This is a genomic window from Burkholderia sp. 9775_39 (genome assembly GCF_015712225.1).
Taxonomy (GTDB): domain Bacteria; phylum Pseudomonadota; class Gammaproteobacteria; order Burkholderiales; family Burkholderiaceae; genus Burkholderia; species Burkholderia cenocepacia.
Window position 1 is genome coordinate 57423 of sequence record NZ_JACCQC010000015.1, and the last position, 19291, is coordinate 76713.

Annotated in this window: 20 protein-coding genes; 10 read left to right on the plus strand and 10 right to left on the minus strand. The window is 69.4% G+C overall.

All coding sequences use genetic code 11. From position 1 onward, the window contains the following. Positions 1–202 precede the first annotated feature (202 nt). Complete coding sequence (locus tag H0X90_RS20710; protein ID WP_006479723.1) at positions 203–643, minus strand: Rrf2 family transcriptional regulator; 441 nt, start codon at positions 641–643, stop codon at positions 203–205. Between the two features lie 141 nt (positions 644–784). Here H0X90_RS20710 and H0X90_RS20715 point away from each other — a divergent pair, with 141 nt between their 5' ends. After that, positions 785–1699 carry an NAD(P)/FAD-dependent oxidoreductase gene (locus tag H0X90_RS20715; RefSeq protein WP_077191023.1) on the plus strand — a complete coding sequence of 305 codons (915 nt, stop codon included), beginning with the start codon at positions 785–787 and terminating at the stop codon, positions 1697–1699. 19 nt (positions 1700–1718) lie between these two features. Here H0X90_RS20715 and H0X90_RS20720 read toward each other — a convergent pair whose 3' ends face one another. The 3 genes from H0X90_RS20720 to H0X90_RS20730 form a co-directional block, all read right to left on the minus strand. After that, positions 1719–3164 carry an MFS transporter gene (locus tag H0X90_RS20720; protein ID WP_077191022.1) on the minus strand — a complete coding sequence of 482 codons (1446 nt, stop codon included), beginning with the start codon at positions 3162–3164 and terminating at the stop codon, positions 1719–1721. Between the two features lie 15 nt (positions 3165–3179). Beyond that, on the minus strand, positions 3180–4322 hold the full coding sequence (gene psrA / locus H0X90_RS20725; protein WP_006488762.1) for an iron-containing alcohol dehydrogenase PsrA: 1143 nt from the start codon (positions 4320–4322) through the stop codon (positions 3180–3182). Positions 4323–4571: 249 nt separating this feature from the next. Beyond that, entirely contained in the window at positions 4572–5447 is an 876-nt protein-coding gene (locus tag H0X90_RS20730; RefSeq protein ID WP_034202765.1) for a LysR substrate-binding domain-containing protein, read from the minus strand. Positions 5448–5602: 155 nt separating this feature from the next. On the opposite strand from H0X90_RS20730, the gene H0X90_RS20735 reads away from it, so the two are divergent. The 4 genes from H0X90_RS20735 (at position 5603) to H0X90_RS20750 (ending at position 9622) form a co-directional block, all read left to right on the plus strand. Further along, complete coding sequence (locus H0X90_RS20735) at positions 5603–6562, plus strand: LysR substrate-binding domain-containing protein (protein WP_034202766.1); 960 nt, start codon at positions 5603–5605, stop codon at positions 6560–6562. Between the two features lie 101 nt (positions 6563–6663). After that, the gene (locus H0X90_RS20740; RefSeq protein WP_077191021.1) at positions 6664–7794 is read left to right on the plus strand and encodes a DSD1 family PLP-dependent enzyme; all 1131 of its coding nucleotides are present in this window, start codon (positions 6664–6666) and stop codon (positions 7792–7794) included. 109 nt (positions 7795–7903) lie between these two features. Beyond that, positions 7904–8875, plus strand: a complete 972-nt coding sequence (locus H0X90_RS20745) for an ornithine cyclodeaminase family protein (RefSeq protein WP_006488773.1) — start codon at positions 7904–7906, stop codon at positions 8873–8875. Between the two features lie 24 nt (positions 8876–8899). Next, positions 8900–9622 (plus strand): HAD family hydrolase, encoded by a 723-nt coding sequence (locus H0X90_RS20750; RefSeq protein WP_077020844.1) that lies wholly within the window; start codon positions 8900–8902, stop codon positions 9620–9622. Positions 9623–9682: 60 nt separating this feature from the next. Here the strand turns inward: H0X90_RS20750 and H0X90_RS20755 are convergent, their stop codons facing one another. Beyond that, positions 9683–10300, minus strand: a complete 618-nt coding sequence (locus H0X90_RS20755; RefSeq protein WP_006488786.1) for a glutathione S-transferase family protein — start codon at positions 10298–10300, stop codon at positions 9683–9685. Between the two features lie 93 nt (positions 10301–10393). Beyond that, positions 10394–10762 (minus strand): hypothetical protein, encoded by a 369-nt coding sequence (locus H0X90_RS20760; protein ID WP_006495689.1) that lies wholly within the window; start codon positions 10760–10762, stop codon positions 10394–10396. Positions 10763–10843: 81 nt separating this feature from the next. On the opposite strand from H0X90_RS20760, the gene H0X90_RS20765 reads away from it, so the two are divergent. From H0X90_RS20765 to H0X90_RS20775, 3 genes are all read left to right on the plus strand, one after another. Continuing rightward, positions 10844–11311 (plus strand): MarR family winged helix-turn-helix transcriptional regulator, encoded by a 468-nt coding sequence (locus H0X90_RS20765; RefSeq protein ID WP_006488765.1) that lies wholly within the window; start codon positions 10844–10846, stop codon positions 11309–11311. A 149-nt stretch (positions 11312–11460) separates the two neighbouring features. Next, positions 11461–12222 carry an isocitrate lyase/phosphoenolpyruvate mutase family protein gene (locus H0X90_RS20770; protein WP_077191020.1) on the plus strand — a complete coding sequence of 254 codons (762 nt, stop codon included), beginning with the start codon at positions 11461–11463 and terminating at the stop codon, positions 12220–12222. A 76-nt stretch (positions 12223–12298) separates the two neighbouring features. Then, positions 12299–12469, plus strand: a complete 171-nt coding sequence (locus H0X90_RS20775) for a transcriptional regulator (protein ID WP_077191019.1) — start codon at positions 12299–12301, stop codon at positions 12467–12469. Here the strand turns inward: H0X90_RS20775 and H0X90_RS20780 are convergent. Beyond that, positions 12456–13355, minus strand: a complete 900-nt coding sequence (locus H0X90_RS20780; protein WP_006488775.1) for a LysR family transcriptional regulator — start codon at positions 13353–13355, stop codon at positions 12456–12458. The genes H0X90_RS20775 and H0X90_RS20780 overlap by 14 nt on opposite strands. Before the next feature lie 104 nt (positions 13356–13459). Between H0X90_RS20780 and H0X90_RS20785 the strand changes: the two genes are divergently transcribed. After that, positions 13460–14338, plus strand: coding sequence for an aldo/keto reductase family oxidoreductase (locus tag H0X90_RS20785; protein WP_077191018.1), 879 nt, complete (start codon positions 13460–13462; stop codon positions 14336–14338). A gap of 49 nt (positions 14339–14387) precedes the next feature. On the opposite strand, the gene H0X90_RS20790 is transcribed toward H0X90_RS20785, so the two are convergent. Continuing rightward, entirely contained in the window at positions 14388–15590 is a 1203-nt protein-coding gene (locus H0X90_RS20790) for an MFS transporter (protein ID WP_034202773.1), read from the minus strand. Positions 15591–15660: 70 nt separating this feature from the next. Here H0X90_RS20790 and H0X90_RS20795 point away from each other — a divergent pair, with 70 nt between their 5' ends. Then, complete coding sequence (locus tag H0X90_RS20795; protein ID WP_077191017.1) at positions 15661–16710, plus strand: AraC family transcriptional regulator; 1050 nt, start codon at positions 15661–15663, stop codon at positions 16708–16710. A gap of 30 nt (positions 16711–16740) precedes the next feature. Here the strand turns inward: H0X90_RS20795 and H0X90_RS20800 are convergent, their stop codons facing one another. Further along, on the minus strand, positions 16741–16938 hold the full coding sequence (locus H0X90_RS20800) for a hypothetical protein (protein ID WP_006488792.1): 198 nt from the start codon (positions 16936–16938) through the stop codon (positions 16741–16743). A gap of 35 nt (positions 16939–16973) precedes the next feature. Continuing rightward, positions 16974–18881: a DUF3857 and transglutaminase domain-containing protein gene (locus H0X90_RS20805; protein ID WP_077191052.1), complete on the minus strand. Its 1908-nt coding sequence runs from the start codon at positions 18879–18881 to the stop codon at positions 16974–16976. Positions 18882–19291: the final 410 nt, after the last annotated feature.

Consider the following 19291-nt stretch of genomic DNA (forward strand, 5'->3'; position numbering starts at 1 on the left):
GGCGGCGTGCGGCATGCGCACCGGCGCCGCCCGGCGCGTGATTCGAACGCACCCTCGCGGGTGCGGAAAACCCGTATTTTGCCCTGTGGCGGACGAACCGGGCAGAAGTCGGGGGACAGAACACGGCGGCGCGGCGATTTCGGCCGCGCCGGATCGTGCCAGATTGCATGTCAGGCGCGCTCGATCCGGATGCTGCGCCACGTCAGCGCGTGTACCCCCGCAGCGCGGCCTTCGCCTCGAAATCGCGCGACAGCATGCCGAGCGTGACTTCGCCGAAGCGTGCCAGGAGCGACGCTTCGGCCTCCTTCAGCGTCGCCGACAGATGCGCGTTGACCGCCTGTTCGACCAGGCATTCGGGCTCGTCCTCGGGCACCAGATCGGAAAACAGCGGCGGCTCGCCCACCGCGCGATAGACGTCGAGCAGCGTGATGTCGTCGAGCGCGACGCTCAGCGCCCAGCCGCCGCCGTGCCCCTTCTCCGACTGCACGTAGCCGCAGTCGCGCAACCCGCCGAGCAGGCGCCGCACGACGACCGGGTTCGTGCACAGCATCGTCGCGATCGTCTCCGACGTCAGCGGGCCGTCGGCCTGGTCCATGTGGATCAGCGCATGCAGCATGCGCGACAAACGGCTGTCGGTTCTCACGGGCGGGGCTCCCCCTCTCTCGAAACTTTTGAAGTTGCATGAATGATACCATCGCCCTATCATGCAACTTCTCGTGTTTCATGAGTTGGCCGCCAGCGGAACACGTGGATCATTCACGCAGGTCCAGAAAGGAGTTGATGCATGCATTCCCATCATGAAGTGATCGTGATCGGCGGCAGCTTCGCCGGGCTGTCGGCCGCGATGCAACTGGCGCGGGCACGCCGCCGCGTGCTCGTGATCGACGCCGGTCGGCCGCGCAACCGCTTTGCCGAACACGCGCACGGCTTCTTCGGCCAGGACGGCAAGCCGCCCGCGCAGATCATCGCCGAAGCGCGTGCGCAGCTCGCCGCGTATCCGACCGTGCAGCGCATCGACGGCGAGGCACGCACCGCCGAGCGCGACGCGGACGGGCGCTTTCACGTGACGCTGGCCGACGGCAGCCGCGCGAGCGCCGACCGGCTGATTCTCGCGACCGGCATCCGCGACGCGTTGCCCGCGCTGCCGGGGCTGGCCGAACGCTGGGGCATCAGCGTGCTGCATTGCCCGTACTGCCACGGGTACGAAGTCAGCGGCCAGCGGCTCGGCGTGCTCGCCACGCATCCGCTGTCGGTCCATCAGGCGATCCTGATTCCGGACTGGGGCCCGACGACGTGGTTCACGCAGGGCGTGGTCGAAGCGAACGACGAAGAAGCCGCATTGCTCGCCGCGCGCGGCGTGCGCATCGAGCGCTCGCCGGTCGTCGAGATCCTCGGCGCTGCGCCGCGTATCGACGCGCTGCGGCTCGCGGACGGTCAGGTCGTGCCGATCGACGCACTGTTCATCGGCGCGCGCACCGACATGGCGAGCGACCTCGCGCAGCAGCTCGGCTGCGCGTTCGACGACGGGCCGCTCGGCACCGCGATTCGCGTCGACACGTGGAAGCGAACGAGCGTCGCCGGCGTGTATGCGGCCGGCGACGCGTCGAGCCTGATGACCAACGCGACGTTCGCGTCGGCATCGGGCGTGGCGGCCGGCGTGGGCGCGCACCGGTCGCTGGTTTTCGGGCTGGACGCGTAGGTGGGTGGGCAGCCGGGCGTCACGCCGCGCGCGGCGCGGCGTCCACCGCCGGCTGCGCGTCCCCCTCGGCGCTGCACGCTTCCAGCGAAATCCGCCGCGTCTCGCGCCCGTTGAGCCACCACAGGCCGGCCGCGAGCGGCCCCGGCAGCGCAAGCACCAGCAGCACGACCAGCGCGGCCGACGGCGAGCCCGACATTGCGTAAACATTCGTCAGCATCAGCGGCGCGATCACCGCGCCGAGCCGGCCGATCGCGACCGACACGCCGAGCCCCGTCGCGCGAATCCGCGTCGGCAGGATTTCGGACGACACCACATAGCCCGAGATGTACGCCCACGTGACGCCGAACTGGATCAGGCAGTAACCGAACACCATGCCGGGCAACGCGTGCATCACATAGATGAAGACGATCGCCGCGACGGTGAACGTATAGCTCGCGAACAACGACGCGCGCCGGCCCCAGGCCTCGACCAGGAACGCCGCGACGATGCCGCCCGCGAGCGCCGCGGCGTTGCCGATCATGTAGTAGATCGGCATGTCCGTCGACGCCACCTTCAGGTACGGCAGCAGCACGAGCGCCATCAGCGACAGCACGCCGTACACGACGGCCGCCTGCGAGAAGTTCAGCGCGCCGGCCAGCGCGCAGCGCGCGCGATACGCGCCGAACAGTTCGCCGACGTTGCGCCAGAACGCGGGCGCCTGGTGCGCGAAGCGGGTCGGCGTGTAGCGCTTCGTCAATGGCGCGCGGTCGGCCTGCGCGCGCGGCGCGCGCGCCACGCTCGCGACGATCTGCTCGACGATCGCTTCGGCTTCCGCCACGCGCCCCTGCTGGATCAGCCAGCGCGGCGATTCCGGAATCACGCGGCGGATCCAGAAGAACACCAGCGCCATCGTCGTGCCGAGGCCGAAGCCCACGCGCCACGCCCACTCGGGCGGCAACTGGTTCAGCACCAGATACGACGCGGCCGCCGACAGCAGCGCGCCGACCGGAAAACCCGACAGGATCAGCGCGTCGGTCCGGCCGCGATGGCGCGTCGGAATGAATTCGCCCATCGTCGCGGTCACCGCCGAATATTCGCCGCCGACGGCCAGCGCCGTCATCGCGCGGAAGAACAGGAACGATTCGTAGTTCCACGACAGCACGGTCGCGACGCTGAAGCACGCGTACCAGAGCAGCGTCGCGAGGAACAGGCGCTTGCGGCCGTAGCGGTCGGCGAGATAGCCGAACGCGATCGCGTCCACCAGCATCCCGAACACCCAGATGCTGACCGCGAGCGAGCCCTGCGCGGCGCTCAGGTGCCAGTGCGACTTCAGCACGCCGAACACGCTGCCGATGATGTTGGTTTCGAACGAATCGAGCGCCCAGCCGACGCCGAGCGCGACCAGCATCAGCGTGTGGAAGCGGGTCCACGGCAGGTTGTCGAGACGCGTGAGCGCGTCCGTTTCGATCGGATGAGACGGTTGCATGATGAGGGCTCCTCGTCAGTGAAGCGCCCGCTCGGGCTGCTCCGGGCTGAAGTCGAAATGCGGGAAGCGCGCGCGGGTGCCGATGAAGTTGCGCCCGCGTGCGCCGTCGAATGCGTGATCCACGATGCGCGCCCATTCGGGCGCGTCGATCCCGTACGCGGCCGGGTGGCTCGCGACGCCGAGCGCGTCGAGCAATGCGACGAGCTGCGCGGGGGCGGACGCCGTATCGCCGAAGATCTCGCGCAGCGCGGCGTCGCACGCGGCGTCGACGCCGAGCGCCGCCTGCATCACGGCCGGCAGGCAGAACGAGCACGCGATGCCGTGCGCGACGCCGCGCGTCAGCGTGATCGCATAGGAAATGCTGTGCGCGAGCGCGGTGTGCGTATTCGAGAACGCGAGCCCCGCGCGCAGCGCGCCGAGCGCCATGTCGCTGCGCGCGTCGAGATCGTCGGGGTGCGCATTCACGCGCCCGAGGCCGTGCATCAGTTCGCGTGCCGCCTGCACGGCAAGGCCGCGCGTGACGGGGTTCGCATGGACGTTCCAGATGCTTTCGAGCGCGTGCGACAACGCGTCGAGACCGCTGGCGAGCGTCGGCTGCATCGGCAGGCCGACCATCAGGCGCGGATCGACGATCACCGTTTCCGGAAAGAGATCGGGCCGCGACAGCGACAGCTTGCGCGCGTTGTGCGGATCCCAGACGGTCGCCCACCGCGTCACTTCGCTGCCGGTGCCGGCCGTGGTCGGGATCGCGACGATCGGCAGCGCAGGCCGCACCGGTGCGTCGCCCGTCGTGCCCGCGGCGCCGGACAGGATGCGCAGCACGCGATCGAAATCGCCGTGTTCGGCGGCGAGCACTTTCGCCGAATCGATCACCGAGCCGCCGCCGAGCGCGATCAGCACGTCCGGTTTGGCGGGCAGCGCGGCGAGCCGCTCGCACGCGCGTCGCAGCATCGGCACCGACGGGTTCGCCTCGACGCAGTCGATCCGCGCGAGCGCCGGCCCGAGCTGCGCTTCGACACGGTCGGCCAGCCGCGCGAACACGGCATCGGGATACGTGACGATCGCATAGCTGCGTCCGCCGAGCGCATCGCTCAGATCCGTGAGCGCGTCGACGCCGAAGCGGATCCGCACGGGATTGTGGAAGTGCCAGTCGCTCATGCCGCCGCTCCCGGGCGACGCCGCGTATCGCACACTTGTCCGTTCACGACCCGATATTCTGCATGACGAACCAACACGAAAAACCGATCTGCCGCGCAACACATGCTCGCACCTGAATGGAATGGGGACGAGCATCAGGTTAGGCATCCGCGATGACGCGTTCATGATCGAAAATCCCGGTCATCGGCTATGGATCGACCGAATTTTTCGATCGATCGCCGCCGCATGCCGGTGCGTCGTTGCCCGCGGTCACGCGTCGAGCGGCCGGCACCGCGCGACCGCATCGAAAAACGACGCGACCAGCCGGCTGCCGCGCCGTTCGCTCAGGCAACACACGTGGATATGGGTTTCGACCGGGTCGCCGTCGATGCGCAGCGGCCGCAGCCGCTCGTCGGGCACGTATTCGGCCTTCGATACCGTGCCGACGCCGAGCCCGCGCGCGACGGCCTCGCGCAACGCCTCGCGGCTGCCGATGTCCATCGCGATGCGCGGCGTCAGGCCGGCCGCCGCCATCGCGTCTTCGAGCGCGCGGCGCGTCGTCGAGCCCGGTTCGCGCATCAGCAGCGGCTCGCCGGCCAGTTCGTGCAGCGTGATCGCGTCGCGCGTCGCGAAGCGGTGCGTCGAGCGCACGAACGCGATCACCGGAAAGCTCGCATAGCGCTGCGTGAAGTAGCGCGCGTCCTCGAACGCGCGGGCCACCACGCCGACGTCGCACACGTACTCGTCGAGATCGCGCAAGACGGTTTCCGAATTGCCGAGCGCGACCGACAGGTGCATGTGCGGATGCAGCTTGTGATACGCGTCGATCATCTCGGTGACGTGAAACGGGCCGACCGCACCGATCTTCAGCGAGCCGCGCTGCAATGCGCCGCTGTCGCGCAGCAGCGCGGCGGCATCGCTCTCGTCGCTGCAGATGCGGCGCGCGATCGGCAGGAATTCGAGTCCGACCGCCGACAGCTCGACGCGCCGGCCGCGGCGGTGGAACAGCTCGACGCCGTGTTCGTGTTCGAGGGTCTGGATCTGCGACGTGATCGTCGTCTGGCTGGTGGACAGCGCGCGGGCGGCCGCGGTGAAACCGCCGTGCTGGACGACGGCAATGAAGCTGCGAAGCTGGGTCAGTGTCATGACGGGCGGTCGAATCGATCGGGAAATACGTGCCGAATGCCGGATGGCATCGAAAAATTCAATGTATCGGGCGAATGTGACAGGCGCGTTCCGGTCGAGCTTGTCGCCGCCCCTCGACGCCGCGTCGATGGCTTCGCCGCACGATGTGCGGTTTAATGCTCGACATCACCGGCATTAAGAGCCATGAAATGCTCGACCTCGACGACCTTCGACTCGTCCGCGCGATCGGCACGTCGCGCTCCCTGGCCGCTGCCGCCCGGCTGCTCGACCTCACGCCGCCCGCGGTCACGATTCGCCTGCAGCGGATGGAGGCACGGCTGAACGCAAGGCTCGCCGTGCGGCAGCCGAAAGGGATCGCGCTGACCGACGAAGGGCAGCGGCTGTACCAGGAAGCCGTCGGCATTCTCGAGCGCGTGGAAGCGCTACCGGGCAGCCTCGCGGGCGACCACGGCGACGTGCAGGGCACGCTGCGCGTCGTCGCCCCGCTCGGCTTCGGCCGCAAATACGTCGCACGGATCGTGCGCGACCTGCAGCGCGCGCATCCGAAACTCGACATCTCGCTCCATCTGTCGGAAAGCCCGTTGACGAGCGCGGCGGGGGCCGACGTGGTCGTCCATGTCGGCAGCCTCAAGTCGTCGTCGTGGATCGGCTATCCGCTCGCCCCCAACGAGCGCTTCCTGTGCGCGAGCCCCGCGTACGCGCGCCGCCTCAAGGATCTGAAGCATCCGTCCGACCTGACGCGCTACGACTGCCTGTGCCTGCGCGAGAACGACGAAGACATCCCGCGCTGGCGCTTCTCGCCCGGCAGCGGCATCGAGGGCGAATCGCGGCGGGCTACCGTCATCCGCGTGAGCGGCGCGCTGTCGTCCAACGACGGCACCGTCATCACCGAATGGGCGCTCGCCGGGCTCGGCATCGTCGAGCGCTCCGAGTGGGACGTCGCGCCGCTGCTGGCGAACGGCAAGCTCGTGCGGCTGCTGCCCGGCTGGAACCTGCCGGCCGCGCCGGTGACCGCGCTGTTGCCGTCGCGTACCGGCCGCTCCGCGCGGCAGCGGGTGTTTCTCGACGCCGCGCGGCGGTTTCTCGATCCGCCGCCGTGGCGCGGCAAGGCATGAGTGTTAAATGCGGCTTAATGGCAGATTAGCCGCGCATTAAACACGAGGCAGCCCAACCGCCCTACAGTGTCCGCATCGGCAACCACGCCATCGGACACCTCGTGAACCTTCATACGCTCAATACCCCGGCCGCCCTGATCGACGTCGGCTGCATGCAGCGCAACATCGCGCGCATGCAAACGCATCTGGACGCACTCGGCGTCCGGTTCCGGCCGCACGTCAAGACCACCAAATGCCGGCACGTCGTCGACGCGCAGATCGCGGCGGGCGCGCAAGGCATCACGGTGTCGACGCTCAAGGAAGCCGAGCAGTTCTTCGCGCACGGCATCCGCGACATCGTCTATGCGGTCGGCATGGTGCCCGCCAAACTCGCGCAGGCGCTCGCGCTGCGCCGGCAGGGCTGCGACCTGAAGATCGTCGCCGACAGCCTGCCGGCCGCGCAGGCGATCGCCGCCTTCGGGCGCGAGCACGGCGAACGGTTCGACGTATGGATCGAAGTCGACGTCGATGGCCACCGCTCGGGCATCCCGCCCGAAGCCGACCTGCTGATCGACGTCGGCCGCGCGCTGACCGGCGGCGGCATGCTGCTCGGCGGCGTGCTCGCTCATGCGGGCTCCAGCTATGAATACGACACGCCCGACGCGCTGGCCGCGATCGCCGAACAGGAGCGCAGCCGCACCGTGCGGGCCGCGGAGCGCCTGCGGGCCGCCGGGTTGCCGTGCCCGGTCGTGAGCATCGGCTCGACGCCCACCGCGCTTGCGGCGGAGCGGCTCGACGGCGTGACCGAAGTGCGCGCCGGCGTGTACGTGATGTTCGACCTCGTGATGCACAACATCGGCGTGTGCGAACAGTCCGACATCGCGCTGTCGGTGCTGACCACGGTCATCGGTCATCAGGAAAAGAAAGGCTGGGCGATCGTCGACGCGGGCTGGATGGCGATGAGCCGCGACCGCGGCACGCAGCGCCAGGCACGCGACTTCGGCTACGGGCAAATCTGCACCGAAGCCGGCGAAGTGCTCGACGACTACCTGATGAGCGCCGCCAACCAGGAACACGGGATCGTGTCGCGCGCGGGCACGCCGGATACGGACATCGCGCGGCGGTTTCCGATCGGCACGCGCCTGCGCATCCTGCCGAATCACGCGTGCGCGACCGGCGCGCAACATCCCGACTACCACGCGATCGGCGACGACGACGCCGCGCAGACGTGGCCACGCTTCTACGGGTGGTGAGCGAAGTCCGGCGCCCATGCCGCGCCATCCGCGCATTGACTATTTATCCAGTTCTGGACAAACTTTAAACACCCTCGATTCGTCTCGTGCCGGACAGGCACCCCCGACCATGCCGACCGACGCCCGCCTCCTTCTCCTCGACCGCGATGCCGTCGAGCCCGCCCTGCAAGCCGGGCAAGTGATGGCGGCCGTGCGCGAAGCCTTCGTGCTGCACAGTCAAAGGGCCGGACGCGTATTCCCGGTGGTGCGCGAGAAGCTGCATACCGGCGGCGTGTTCGGCATCAAGTCGGGCGACGTCGCCGGCCAGGATCTGCTCGGTTTCAAGGCGGCCGGGTTCTGGCCCGGCAACCGTACACGCGGCGGCGAGCCGCATCAGGCGACCGTCGCGTTGTTCGATCCGGCGACGGGCCGCCCGCTGTGCATCATGGACGGCAACGCGATCACCACCGCGCGGACCGGCGCCGCGGGCGGCCTCGGGCTGCAACAGCTCGCACGCCGCGACAGCACGCGGATCTGCGTGTTCGGCACGGGCGTGCAGGCGCGCGTGCAGCTCGACTACGCGCTCCGGCTGCTGCCGCAGCGGTGCACGGTGCAATACGTGAACGTCGGCGGCGAGCCGGACCCGGCGTTCGAATCGCACTTCGTCGAACGATGCACGATCGGCGTGGCGCGCGACCGGAACGATGCGGTCGCCCACAGCGACGTGGTGATCACGGCCACGCCCGGCGGCGGGCCGTTGTTCGACGCGGATGCGGTTCGGCCGGGCACCCACCTGACCTGCGTGGGCGCCGATACCGCGGGCAAGCGCGAACTACCGCCTGGCGTGCTGGAACGCGCGCGCATCGTCGTGGACGATCACGATCAGGCGCGCAGCATCGGCGAGTGCCAGTGGGCGCCGGATTTGCCGCGCACGGAAATCGGTGACATCCTCGCGGGTGCGGCATCGGTCGACCGTGCCGCGCACGAGATCACCGTCTTCGACATGACGGGCCTCGCGCTTCAGGACCTGACCGTCGCGCGCTTCCTGTATCGGCACGCCGTCGACAACGGCACCGGAACCGCCGTTCCGTGGCCCTGGTAACACGACTTCCCGCTTTCAACCGCCATGCGTCTCACCCAAGTTTCCGCCCTGTCGTTCGACCTCGACGACACCCTGTGGCCGTTCGGGCCGTCCGTCGTCCGGGCCGAAGCGACGCTTCGCGCATGGTTGCTCGAGCACGCGCCGAATACCGCGCGCGTGCTGCCGACGCAGCAGGCGCTGAGCGCGCTCCGTGAGGAATACGAACGTTTGTATCCGGATCTCGCCAGCGACTATCGCGCGATGCGAATCGGCTCGATCCGACTGGCGCTGGAACGCGCGAACGAAGATGTCTCGCTGACCGACCGGGCCTACGACGTCTTCTATGCGGCGCGCAATCGCGTCGAGTTCTATGAAGACGCGCTGCCGGCGCTGGCGTGGTTGAGCGCCCGCTTTCCGTTGATCGCGGTCACCAACGGCAACGCGGATCTCCGGCTGACCGGCGGCGGCGAATTCTTCCGCACGACGCTCAGCGCGCGCGTATTCGGCTTCGCCAAGCCGGAACCCGAAATCTTCCATGCGGCGGCGGACGCACTCGGCGTGCGGCCGGCCGAATTGCTGCATGTGGGCGACGACTTCCACCTCGACATCGTCGGCGCGTTGAATGCGGGGCTTCAGGCCGCGTGGGTCGTGCGCGAACCTCGGGCGGGCGGGGAACCGGCTCCGCCGCAGGCGGCGACACCGCATCTCACGTTGCGCGATCTGGCGATGCTGTGTCGTGCGCTCGGCGGGCCCGACACGGTGTCGTGATCGCACGCGGACGCGGCGGGTCACGCCGATGCGGCGCATGACCCGGCACCCGTTTCACTGTCACGCCGCCTTCCGCGCCTCCGCGATCCGCTGCGGCGCCTTCGGCCGCGCATACAGCCGCTCCAGATACGCGCGCAGTTGCGGGAACGGTTCGATCAGGTGGCATTCGCTCGCCCAGTCGATCAGGTAAGCCGTCACGCAATCGGCCACCGTCAGCGAATCGCCGACGATGAATTCGCGCCCTTCGAGATGCTTGTCGAGAATCGCGGCCATCGTCGTGAAATCCTCGCGCGCCAGTTCGATATCGGCCGGCGAGCGTTTCTCCGGCGGATAGATGAACGTATGCCGCGTGATCCGCCACAGCGGCTGCTCGAGCTCCGTCACCGCGAACATGACCCATCGATAGGCCTCCGCCCGCAGCGCCGGCTCGACCGGCAGCAGCGCCTTCTCCGGGTACTTGTCCGCGAGATACAGCACGATCGCGGCCGACTCGGGAATCACGAGGTCGCCGTCCACCAGCACCGGCACCTTGCCGGCCGGATTCAGGCGCAGGAATTCGGGCCGCTTGTGCTCGCCCTCGAGCAGGTTGACCGACACGAATTCGAAATCCGCATCCAGTTCCTTCAGCCCCCACAGCGCCCGCTGCGAGCGGGTGCCGGCAAATCCGTAAAGCTTCATCGCCCATCTCCATCCAGAATGTCGGGAAAATGTCTGCATCCGGACCACGCGCATCGCGTCGGGCGACACATCGTGTCCGGCCTCACGCGTCGCTCATGCGCCCGGAATCGCCAGCACCGGCATCACGTCGACCGACACGCCCGGGAACAGCGTGAAATGCGGATGACCTTCGAACAGCGCGGCGGCCGCCTCGTGCGATGCCGCCCGCACGACGCTGAAGCCGCTCAGCGCATTGGACGTGTCGCGGATGCCGCCGGCGTCGATGGTCTTGGTCTTGCCGAGCGGGCCGCCCAGCTCGACGATCGCGTCGCGATGGCGCTCGACCCACGCATGCCACGCGGCGATGCCGTCGCGCTCGCGCGTGCGCCGCTCGTCCTCCGGCAGCGCCATCCATGCCTTCATCGCCGGGCTGTCCTGGGTCCCGAGAAATACGGCGAGATACAACTGTTGTTGCGCACTCATGCCTTCTCCTCCGATGACGGACGCGGCGGGTTGCCGCGCCTCGACCTTGACAAGATAGGTTGATATCAACACAATTGCAACATGGCACGAAAAGAAAAGCTTCCCTTCGAAACGACGCTGATGGTGCGCGATTGCTGCCTGTGCCTGCACATGCAGCGCGCGGCGCGCAATCTGGCGCGCATCTTCGACGATGTGCTGCGCCCGCTCGACCTCACCAACGGCCAGTTTTCGCTGCTGATGTCGTTGAACCGGCCGCAACCGGCCCCGATGAAATCGGTTGCGTCGCTGCTCGCGATGGATCGCACCACGCTCACCGCGGCGCTCAAGCCGCTCGAGCGGCGCGGCCTCGTCACGATCGCGCAGGATCCGGACGACCGGCGCAGCCGCCTGCTCGAACTGACTCCGGCCGGGCACGACCTGCTGACCGAGGCGTTCCCGTTGTGGCAGCGCGCGCATGCCGAGATCGAGCGGCCGTTCGCGCCGGGCGAAGTCGACCAGTTGCGCGGCCAGTTGCGCACGCTGTCGATCGATCCGGGTTCGCGCGACTGAGGCGGCGCGCGGATCGCCCAGCGGCGGCGATCATGCGCACTTCCTGTCACGCGCTGTCAGCAGACATTGCCGGCGTCCGTCGCACCGCCCGATTCGATGGCAATATCGCTCGGCACGACAACCGATCCGGTATCCATAAGGAGACGAGCATGGGCAACAACGAGAAGGGCGCGATTTTCCGGTCGCTTCACCGCGCGGGCCAGCCGCTGGCGCTGTTCAACGTGTGGGACGCCGGCAGTGCGCGCGCGGTGGCCGACGCCGGCGCCGTCGCGCTGGCCACCGGCAGTTGGTCGGTCGCGGCAGCCAACGGTTTCGTCGACGGCGAGCAGATGCCGCGCGCGTTGATGATGGAGGTGCTGGAGCGGATCGTGCGTGCGACGGACTTGCCCGTCACCGTCGATCTCGAAAGCGGCTACGGCGAGCGGCCGGAGGATGTCGCCGAGACGATCGCGATGAGCATCCGGGCCGGCGCGATCGGCTGCAATCTCGAAGACAGTTTTCCGTCGACGGGCGAACTGCGTGACGTCGACGAAGCGGCGGCCCGTATCGCGGCGGCCCGGCAGGCGGCCGATCGCGCGGGCGTCGACTATTTCATCAACGCGCGCACCGACGTGTTCTTCAAGGCGGCAACCGAGACGCACGACGAACGATTGCTCGACGCGACGCTGGCGCGCGCCCGCGCGTACGCGGCGGCCGGCGCCGACGGCCTGTTCGTGCCCGGCCTGCGCTCGCCGGCGCTCATTCGCGCGCTGACGGCCGCGTCGCCGCTGCCGGTGAACGTGATGCGCGTCGCGGAAACGCCGACGCTCACGGAACTCGCGGAGTACGGCGTGGCGCGCATCAGCCATGGGCCGTATCCGTATCTGCAGGCAATGAAGACGCTGGCGGCGCTGGTCAAGCAAGGCGGCTGACGGATTCGCGGGGCGGCGGGCGGCCGCCGCGCCGCCGCTGCCGGTCACCCCGATCGGCTTTGTTCACGCAGGCGTCGTGCTGCGCTACTTCTCGCCGATCACGACGGTCGGTACGCCGCAACGCGCGGCCGCGCAGGAACCGCGCATCGCGTGCATGTTTCCGGCCGACGACGCGACCGGCGCGTACCACCGGCAGCGGCTCGACGCGCACGCGCCGGTGCGCCGACCCGCGCTCAGGACGCCTTAATGAAATCGATGAACGCGCGGAGTGCCGGCGGCACGAGACGCCGCCCCGGATAGTACAGAAACGGGCCCGAGAACGGCCGCCACCACGGTTCGAGCACCGGTTCGAGCGCGCCGCTGTCGACATGCGGGCGCAGCCAGTCTTCGAACAGATGCACGATACCCGTACCGGCGATCGCCGCGTCGACCATCAGCTCCGTCGCCCCGCCGATCTGGACCAGCAGCGGACCGGCGGCCGGCTCGACCCGCACGACCTCGCCGTCGCGCTCGAACTCCCACGGCGGCATCGCGCCGCTTGCGAAACGCCCGCGCAGGCACCGATGGTCGAGCAGGTCGCGCGGATGCCGCGGCCGGCCGTGCCGGTCGAGATAGCCGGGCGCCGCCGCGGTCGCGAACCGCTGGACGCGCGGGCCGATCGGCACCGCGATCATGTCCTGTTCGAGCCGTTCGTCGTAGCGGATGCCCGCGTCGCATCCGGCCGCCAGCACGTCGACGAAATTTTCGTCGGCGGTCACTTCCAGCCGGATGTCCGGATACGCATCGAGAAAGCGCGGCACGATCGCGGGCAACACGAGCCGCGATGCGCTGACCGGCACGTTGAGCTTCAGCGTGCCGGCCGGTCGGCCGCGGAATTCGTCGATACCGTCGAGCGCCGCCGCCACTTCGGTCAGCGCGGGCCCGAGGCGCGCGAGCAGGCGCTCGCCGGCTTCGGTGGGCACGACGCTGCGCGTCGTGCGATGCAGCAGCCGCACGCCGAGCCGCGCTTCCAGCCGGCGCACAGCCTCGCTCAGCCCCGACGCGCTGAGGCCCGTCATGCGCGCGGCGTCGCGGAATCCGCCGGCGCGCGCCACGGCCATGAACGCGTTCAGATCGCCCAGATCGGTTTGCATTGTTCGCCTTTTCGTACAACCCGTGCGAATTATGCCGGCTTATCGCGCAGACGACTCGTCCCTATGCTGAACGCATTCATTCATCTCATCGACAGGAGCACGTCATGCCCGACATTCGCCACACCGCCACCTTCAGGCTCGGAGATCGCCACGTCAGACGGATCGGCTACGGCGCGATGCAGCTCGCCGGCCCCGGTGTATTCGGCCCGCCGAAAGACCGCGACGCCGCATTGAAGGTCTTGCGCGAAGCCGTCGAATCCGGCGTCGACCATCTCGACACCAGCGACTTCTACGGCCCGCACGTGACGAACCGGCTGATTCGCGACGCGTTGCATCCATATCGCGACGATCTCGTGATCGTCACCAAGATCGGCGCGCGACGCGGCGACGACGCGTCGTGGCTGCCCGCCTTCGCGCCCGACGAACTCGAACGGGCCGTGCACGACAACCTGCGCAACCTGGGGCTCGACGTGCTCGACGTCGTCAACCTGCGCATCATGTTCGACACGCACGGGCCGGCCGAGGGATCGATCGAAGCGCCGCTGGCCACGCTCGCCGAACTGCAACGGCGCGGGCTGGTCCGGCACATCGGCCTGAGCAACGTCACGCCCGCGCAGGTTGCAGAAGGCCGGCGGATCTGCGACATCGTCTGCGTGCAGAACCACTACAACATCGCGCATCGCGGCGACGATGCACTGATCGACACGCTGGCCCGTGACGGTATCGCGTACGTGCCGTATTTCCCGCTCGGCGGCTTCTCGCCGCTGCAGTCGTCGACGCTGTCCGACGTCGCCGCCCGCGTCGGCGCGACGCCGATGCAGGTCGCGCTTGCGTGGCTGCTGCGCCGCGCGCCGAATCTCCTGCTGATTCCCGGCACGTCGTCGGTCGCGCATCTGCGCGAGAATCTCGCGGCAGTCGATCTCGCTCTGCCGGCCGACGCGCTCGCGGCACTCGACCGCATCGCGGGCGCCAGCGCCACCTGACGCGCGGACGATCGGCCGGCGGCCCGTACCACGCGGGCCGCCGGGCCGGTCAGGACGCGACCACGCCCACCCGCTTCGGCACGCCGGTCACGATCGTCGCGACCGCCACCGCCAGCACGATCGCCGCGCCGACGAACACGCCTGCCGCGCCGTTCGCGTCGAACACGACGCCGCCGGCCGCCGCGCCCGTCGCGATCGCGAGCTGGATCGCCGCGACGATCAGCCCGCCCGCGCTCTCCGCTTCGTCGGGCACGGTGCGCGTGACCCACGTCGACCACGCGACCGGCACGCCGCCGAACGCCATTCCCCACAACGCGACCAGCACCGCGTCGATCATCGGCGCGCGGCCGAGCACGACGAGCGCGATGCCGAGCACGACCATCAGCGCCGGCATGCCGATCAGCATCGGCCGCAGCCGGTGTTCGAGCACGCGGCCCGCGAGCGACGTGCCGACGAAGTTCGCGATGCCGTAGCCGAGCAGGATCGCCGACAGCCCGTTCACGCCGACGCCCGCGACCTGTTCGAGGAACGGCCGCAGATACGTGAAGAACGCGAAATGGCCGGTGAACACGAGGATCGTCGCGAACATCCCGAGGCCGACGGTCGGCCGGCGCAGCACGTCGATCAGCGTGCGCAGCCGCGTCGTGCCGCTCGGCGGCATCGACGGCAGCGTGAGAAGCTGCGACACGAACGCGAGGCCGCCGAGCACGGCCGCGATCAGGAACACGTTGCGCCAGCCGATCAGGTGACCGAAGTAGCTGCCCATCGGCGCGGACGCGATGGTCGCGACCGCCACGCCGCTGAAGATGATCGACAGCGCGCGCGGCACCATCGCCGTCGGCACGAGTCGCATCGCGGTGGCGGTCGCCATCGTCCAGAAGCCGCCGAGCGCGATGCCGAGCACGACGCGGCCGATCAGCAGCATCGCCAGATTCGGCGCGAACGCGACAGCGAGATTCGATGCGACGAGCAGCACCGAGAACACCAGCAGCACGCGCCGCCGGTCGATCGTGCGCGTGAGCGCCGAGATCAGCAGGCTCGTGACGAGCGCGACCGTGGCGGTGGCCGTGACGGCCTGTCCGGCCACGCCTTCGGTCACGCCGAGGCTCTCGGCCATCGGCGTGAGCAGGCTCGCCGGCAAGAATTCGGCCGTGACGAGCCCGAACACGCCGAGCGCCATCGCGAATACCGCGCCCCAGGCCGGTTCGCGGGGGGCCGCCGTCGAGGCGGCCGAGGAGATTCCGGGATTCATGCGGGGTTCCGTGTCGGTTAGGGAAAGTACTGATGAGCGCGTATCGTAAGGAACGGCGGCAGGACGGTCTATGACATACAATCCGTTCTTGTTGATCGAACGTCCGTATCTCGATATGTCCGAGCCCCTTCTGCCCCCGATTCCCGACGCGCACGACCTCGTCAGCGAGCTGCTGCTGGGGATGCGCCTGAGCGGCGTCCAGTACCGCCGCATCCAGGTCGCGCGGCCGTTCGGGCTGAATTTCGGCCATGCGCCGGGCCGCGCGCAGTTCCATTTCGTCGTGCGCGGGCCCGTGCTGCTGCGCGACGCGTCGGGCGACACGATGCGGCTCGAGGCCGGCGACGCGATCCTGTTGCCGCACGGCGGCATGCACGCGCTGGTGTCCGATCCGGATGTGCCGAGCCGCGAGATCAACGGCTTCGAGATCGCGAAGATCTGCGATACGGTCGCGTCGGTGGCGTCGGCCGGCGTGTCGCCCACGAGCTGCGCGACGAAGGAGCCCGGCGCCGGCGATGCGCTGATCTTCAGCGCGTGCATGGAACTCGACCTCGGCGGCATGCAGCCGCTGGTCGGCACGATGCCCGCGTTCATGCACGTGGGCACGCTGCTCGCGCGTTACCCCGAGATCCGCCCGATGCTCGATGCGATGGAGCGCGAAGCGTGCACCGCGCGCGCGGGCTTCGCGGGCATCCTCGCGCGGCTCGCGGACGTGGTCGCGGCGTTCATCGTGCGCGGCTGGGTCGAGTGCGGATGCGGCGATGCGACCGGCTGGGTACAGGCGCTGCGCGAGCCGAAGCTCGGCCGCGCGATCGTCGCGCTGCATCGCGACCCGGGCCGCAACTGGAGCGTCGCGGAGCTTGCGGCCGAAGCGGGCGTATCGCGCTCGGTGTTCGCCGAGCGCTTCCTCGCGGCCACCGGGATGACGCCCGTGCGTTACCTGACCGAGCTGCGGATGCGGCTCGCCGCGCAGTGGATCGCACGCGACCGCGAGACGATCGAAGCGGTCGCGTACCGGCTCGGCTACGGTTCGCTCGCCGCGTTCAGCCGGGCGTTCAAGCGCGTGGTCGGCAAGCCGCCGGGCGCCGTGCGCGCGGACGGCGACGTGCCCGCCGAAGCGTAACGTGCGGCGACGGCGACGGCCTGCCGCGCGTCACTTCAACGCATCGAGCCTGTCGACCAGCGCCGTTGCGCACTGCACGGCGAGCGCCGCGCACTGCTGCGCATCCACGGCTGCGCCGTTCGTGACGGCGCCCTGCACGATCCGGCCCAGCAATTCCTTCGAGAGTTCGGCGATCTCGCGATCCCGCTCCGTCATGATGTCCTCCTGCGCGTCGGCAATTGCGGTCATTCGCCGCTTCGGAGCGAATGCCGTGCCCGCGCCGCTCAACGCTGCTTCGCCCGCACGACGATCTGCGCCTGTGTGTCGCGCTCGATGCGCTCGAGCGACGCGCGCAGCGCGGCAAACTCGTCCGGCGTGCAGACCTGCCGGCCGAAATCCGCCTTCATCCGCCGCGTGACCTGCAGGACGCGCGCGGCCGCATCGAACACGTAATGCGACGTGAAGTCGACGAACCGGTCGTGCACGGCCGTATCGGCCGGCAGGTCGGTCACGGCGACGCCCGCCGGCAGCGCGATCTGGCCGGTCTCGTCGAACGTGCCGCCGACGCAGCCCCACGGCTGCGTGCGCACCGGCTCGGCCAGCCAGGCCTCGACCTGCGTCGCGATACCGCCCGTGAGGCTCGACAGCGCGGGCAACGCGGTCGTGCCGTCCGGCCACACGAAATGATCGAGCGTGCCGGTCACGGTCACGTCGAACGGGCCGTCGGACACGCGCCGGTCGCCGGTCGACAGTTGCGCGCGGCCGCGCAGGCCGCTTTGCCGCAGGCGCTCGTTCGCCAGTTGTTCGATGCGCTCGCGCGACGCGCGGCGAAACAGGGTGCGCTCGAGTTCGGCCGTCCAGCCGTCGTCCTCGACGTACGCCTGAACACGCGCGGCGCCGGGCTGCGCGGCATCGATCGCGATGCGCGCGGTGCGGCCGCGCGGCTGCGTGGCCGGCGTGCGCGACAGCACGCCCGTATCGACCAGCAGCGCCGGGCGATCCATCACGATCGGCGGCAGGTAGCCGAATGCGATGCCGGCCGTCGTCGTGTCCGCGTAGAGGCCGAGATCGGGCAGCCACGTGATCGCATGATTGATCGCGCCGGCGCCGTAGCCGGGGACGGACGGCAGCGTGTACACCGAGCCGAGGTTGATCAGCACCGGTTCGCTGCGAATGCCGACCGCCGCGAGCAACGCGCCGAACAGCGCGACGTGGTCCTTGCAGTCGCCGTAGCGGTTGCGCAGGATGTCGGTCACGCGATGCGGCGCGGCGGCCGTTTCGCCGAGAAACAGCCCGACGTAGCGCACGTTCGCCTGCACCCAGTCGTACAGAATGCGCGCCTTGTCGCGTGGCTCGGCGGCACCCGCCGTGAGCACGCGCGCCAGTTGCACGACGGCCGGATCGTTCGCGCCCGGGTCGACGGCCGCGTTGCGGTAGCGCGCGGCGAACGCCGCGTAGTCGGGCAGCGTCGACACGACGAGCCGGTCGCCGTAGGTCGGATAGCCGACCGCGCCGCTCTCGATGCGATCGTACGCGCCGTGCCGGTAGTCGAATTCGTAACGCGTGCGACCGTTCGCCGTGACCGGCGGCAGCGCGACGTAGCCGCGCGCATCCGCGTACAGCGGCATGTCGGCCGGCACGTCGAAAATCAGCCGCTGGCTGTCGACCGGCTCGCGTGACGGCTCGACGGTGTAGCCGAAGTAGCCGCGATTGACCGGCTTCGTGCGGGTCTTGCGGAACGCGACGCGCGTGCTCGACCCGGCTTCGACGCCGGGAAACACGACGGTGCGCAGCAGCCCGTCCTGGAACGTCGGCGCACCGGCCGAACGCGGCTCCTGCACGTCGCGGATGCCGTCCGCGCCGACCGGATGCGCGACGCCGTCGCGGTCGATCGTCTCGGCCGCGAGCAGTTCCACCTTCTCGAGATGCTTGTCGAACCACACGTAGCGCTGCGCGACCGCGTCGATCCCGTTCGCGTCGTTCGCGCGCAGTGTCGAATCGTCGTGCTCGTCGAGCGAACCGTCGTGCTGGATCACGAATTCGTGGACGTCGCTGACGAGCGTGACGGGTGCCGTCTCGCCCGCGTCGTGCGAATCGTCCGCGCCGCGCGTATCGGCCACCGCCGTACCCGCGCCGAGCACAACGGCGCACGCGAACAGGCAGCCGGTCCATCGGGAATAAAAACGCACCACGTCGAAGCTCTCCGCGCGTTCGTTGCCGGGCGTCAGCGCCGCGCGCCGGAGCGGGAGTCGTACCGCATGACGCGCGCATGACAAGCCTCTCGCGCGCACTCGCACGCGGGGCCGTCGTGCGGCCCAGTGTGGGCGACGGGCCGGCGAGCGTCAAGCCGCGCCAGCGGGAAGGAGACCTCATGCCGGTCGGTGACGCTTGCGCAACCGGTGACCGCGTGATGGCGTTCGCGTGGCTGCGTGTGATCCTGTTCGGCACGCTGCCAACGGTGCTGCATCCCGAACGGCGGCATCCGAAGCCGATCGACGCCGAGCGGCCATGCGCGCCGCGCGCGCCCTCTCGCTCACGACGAGACGAATCGCCCCCACGCCGGTCGACCCGATCCGCAACAGCGGATCGGCGTCCTGACGTC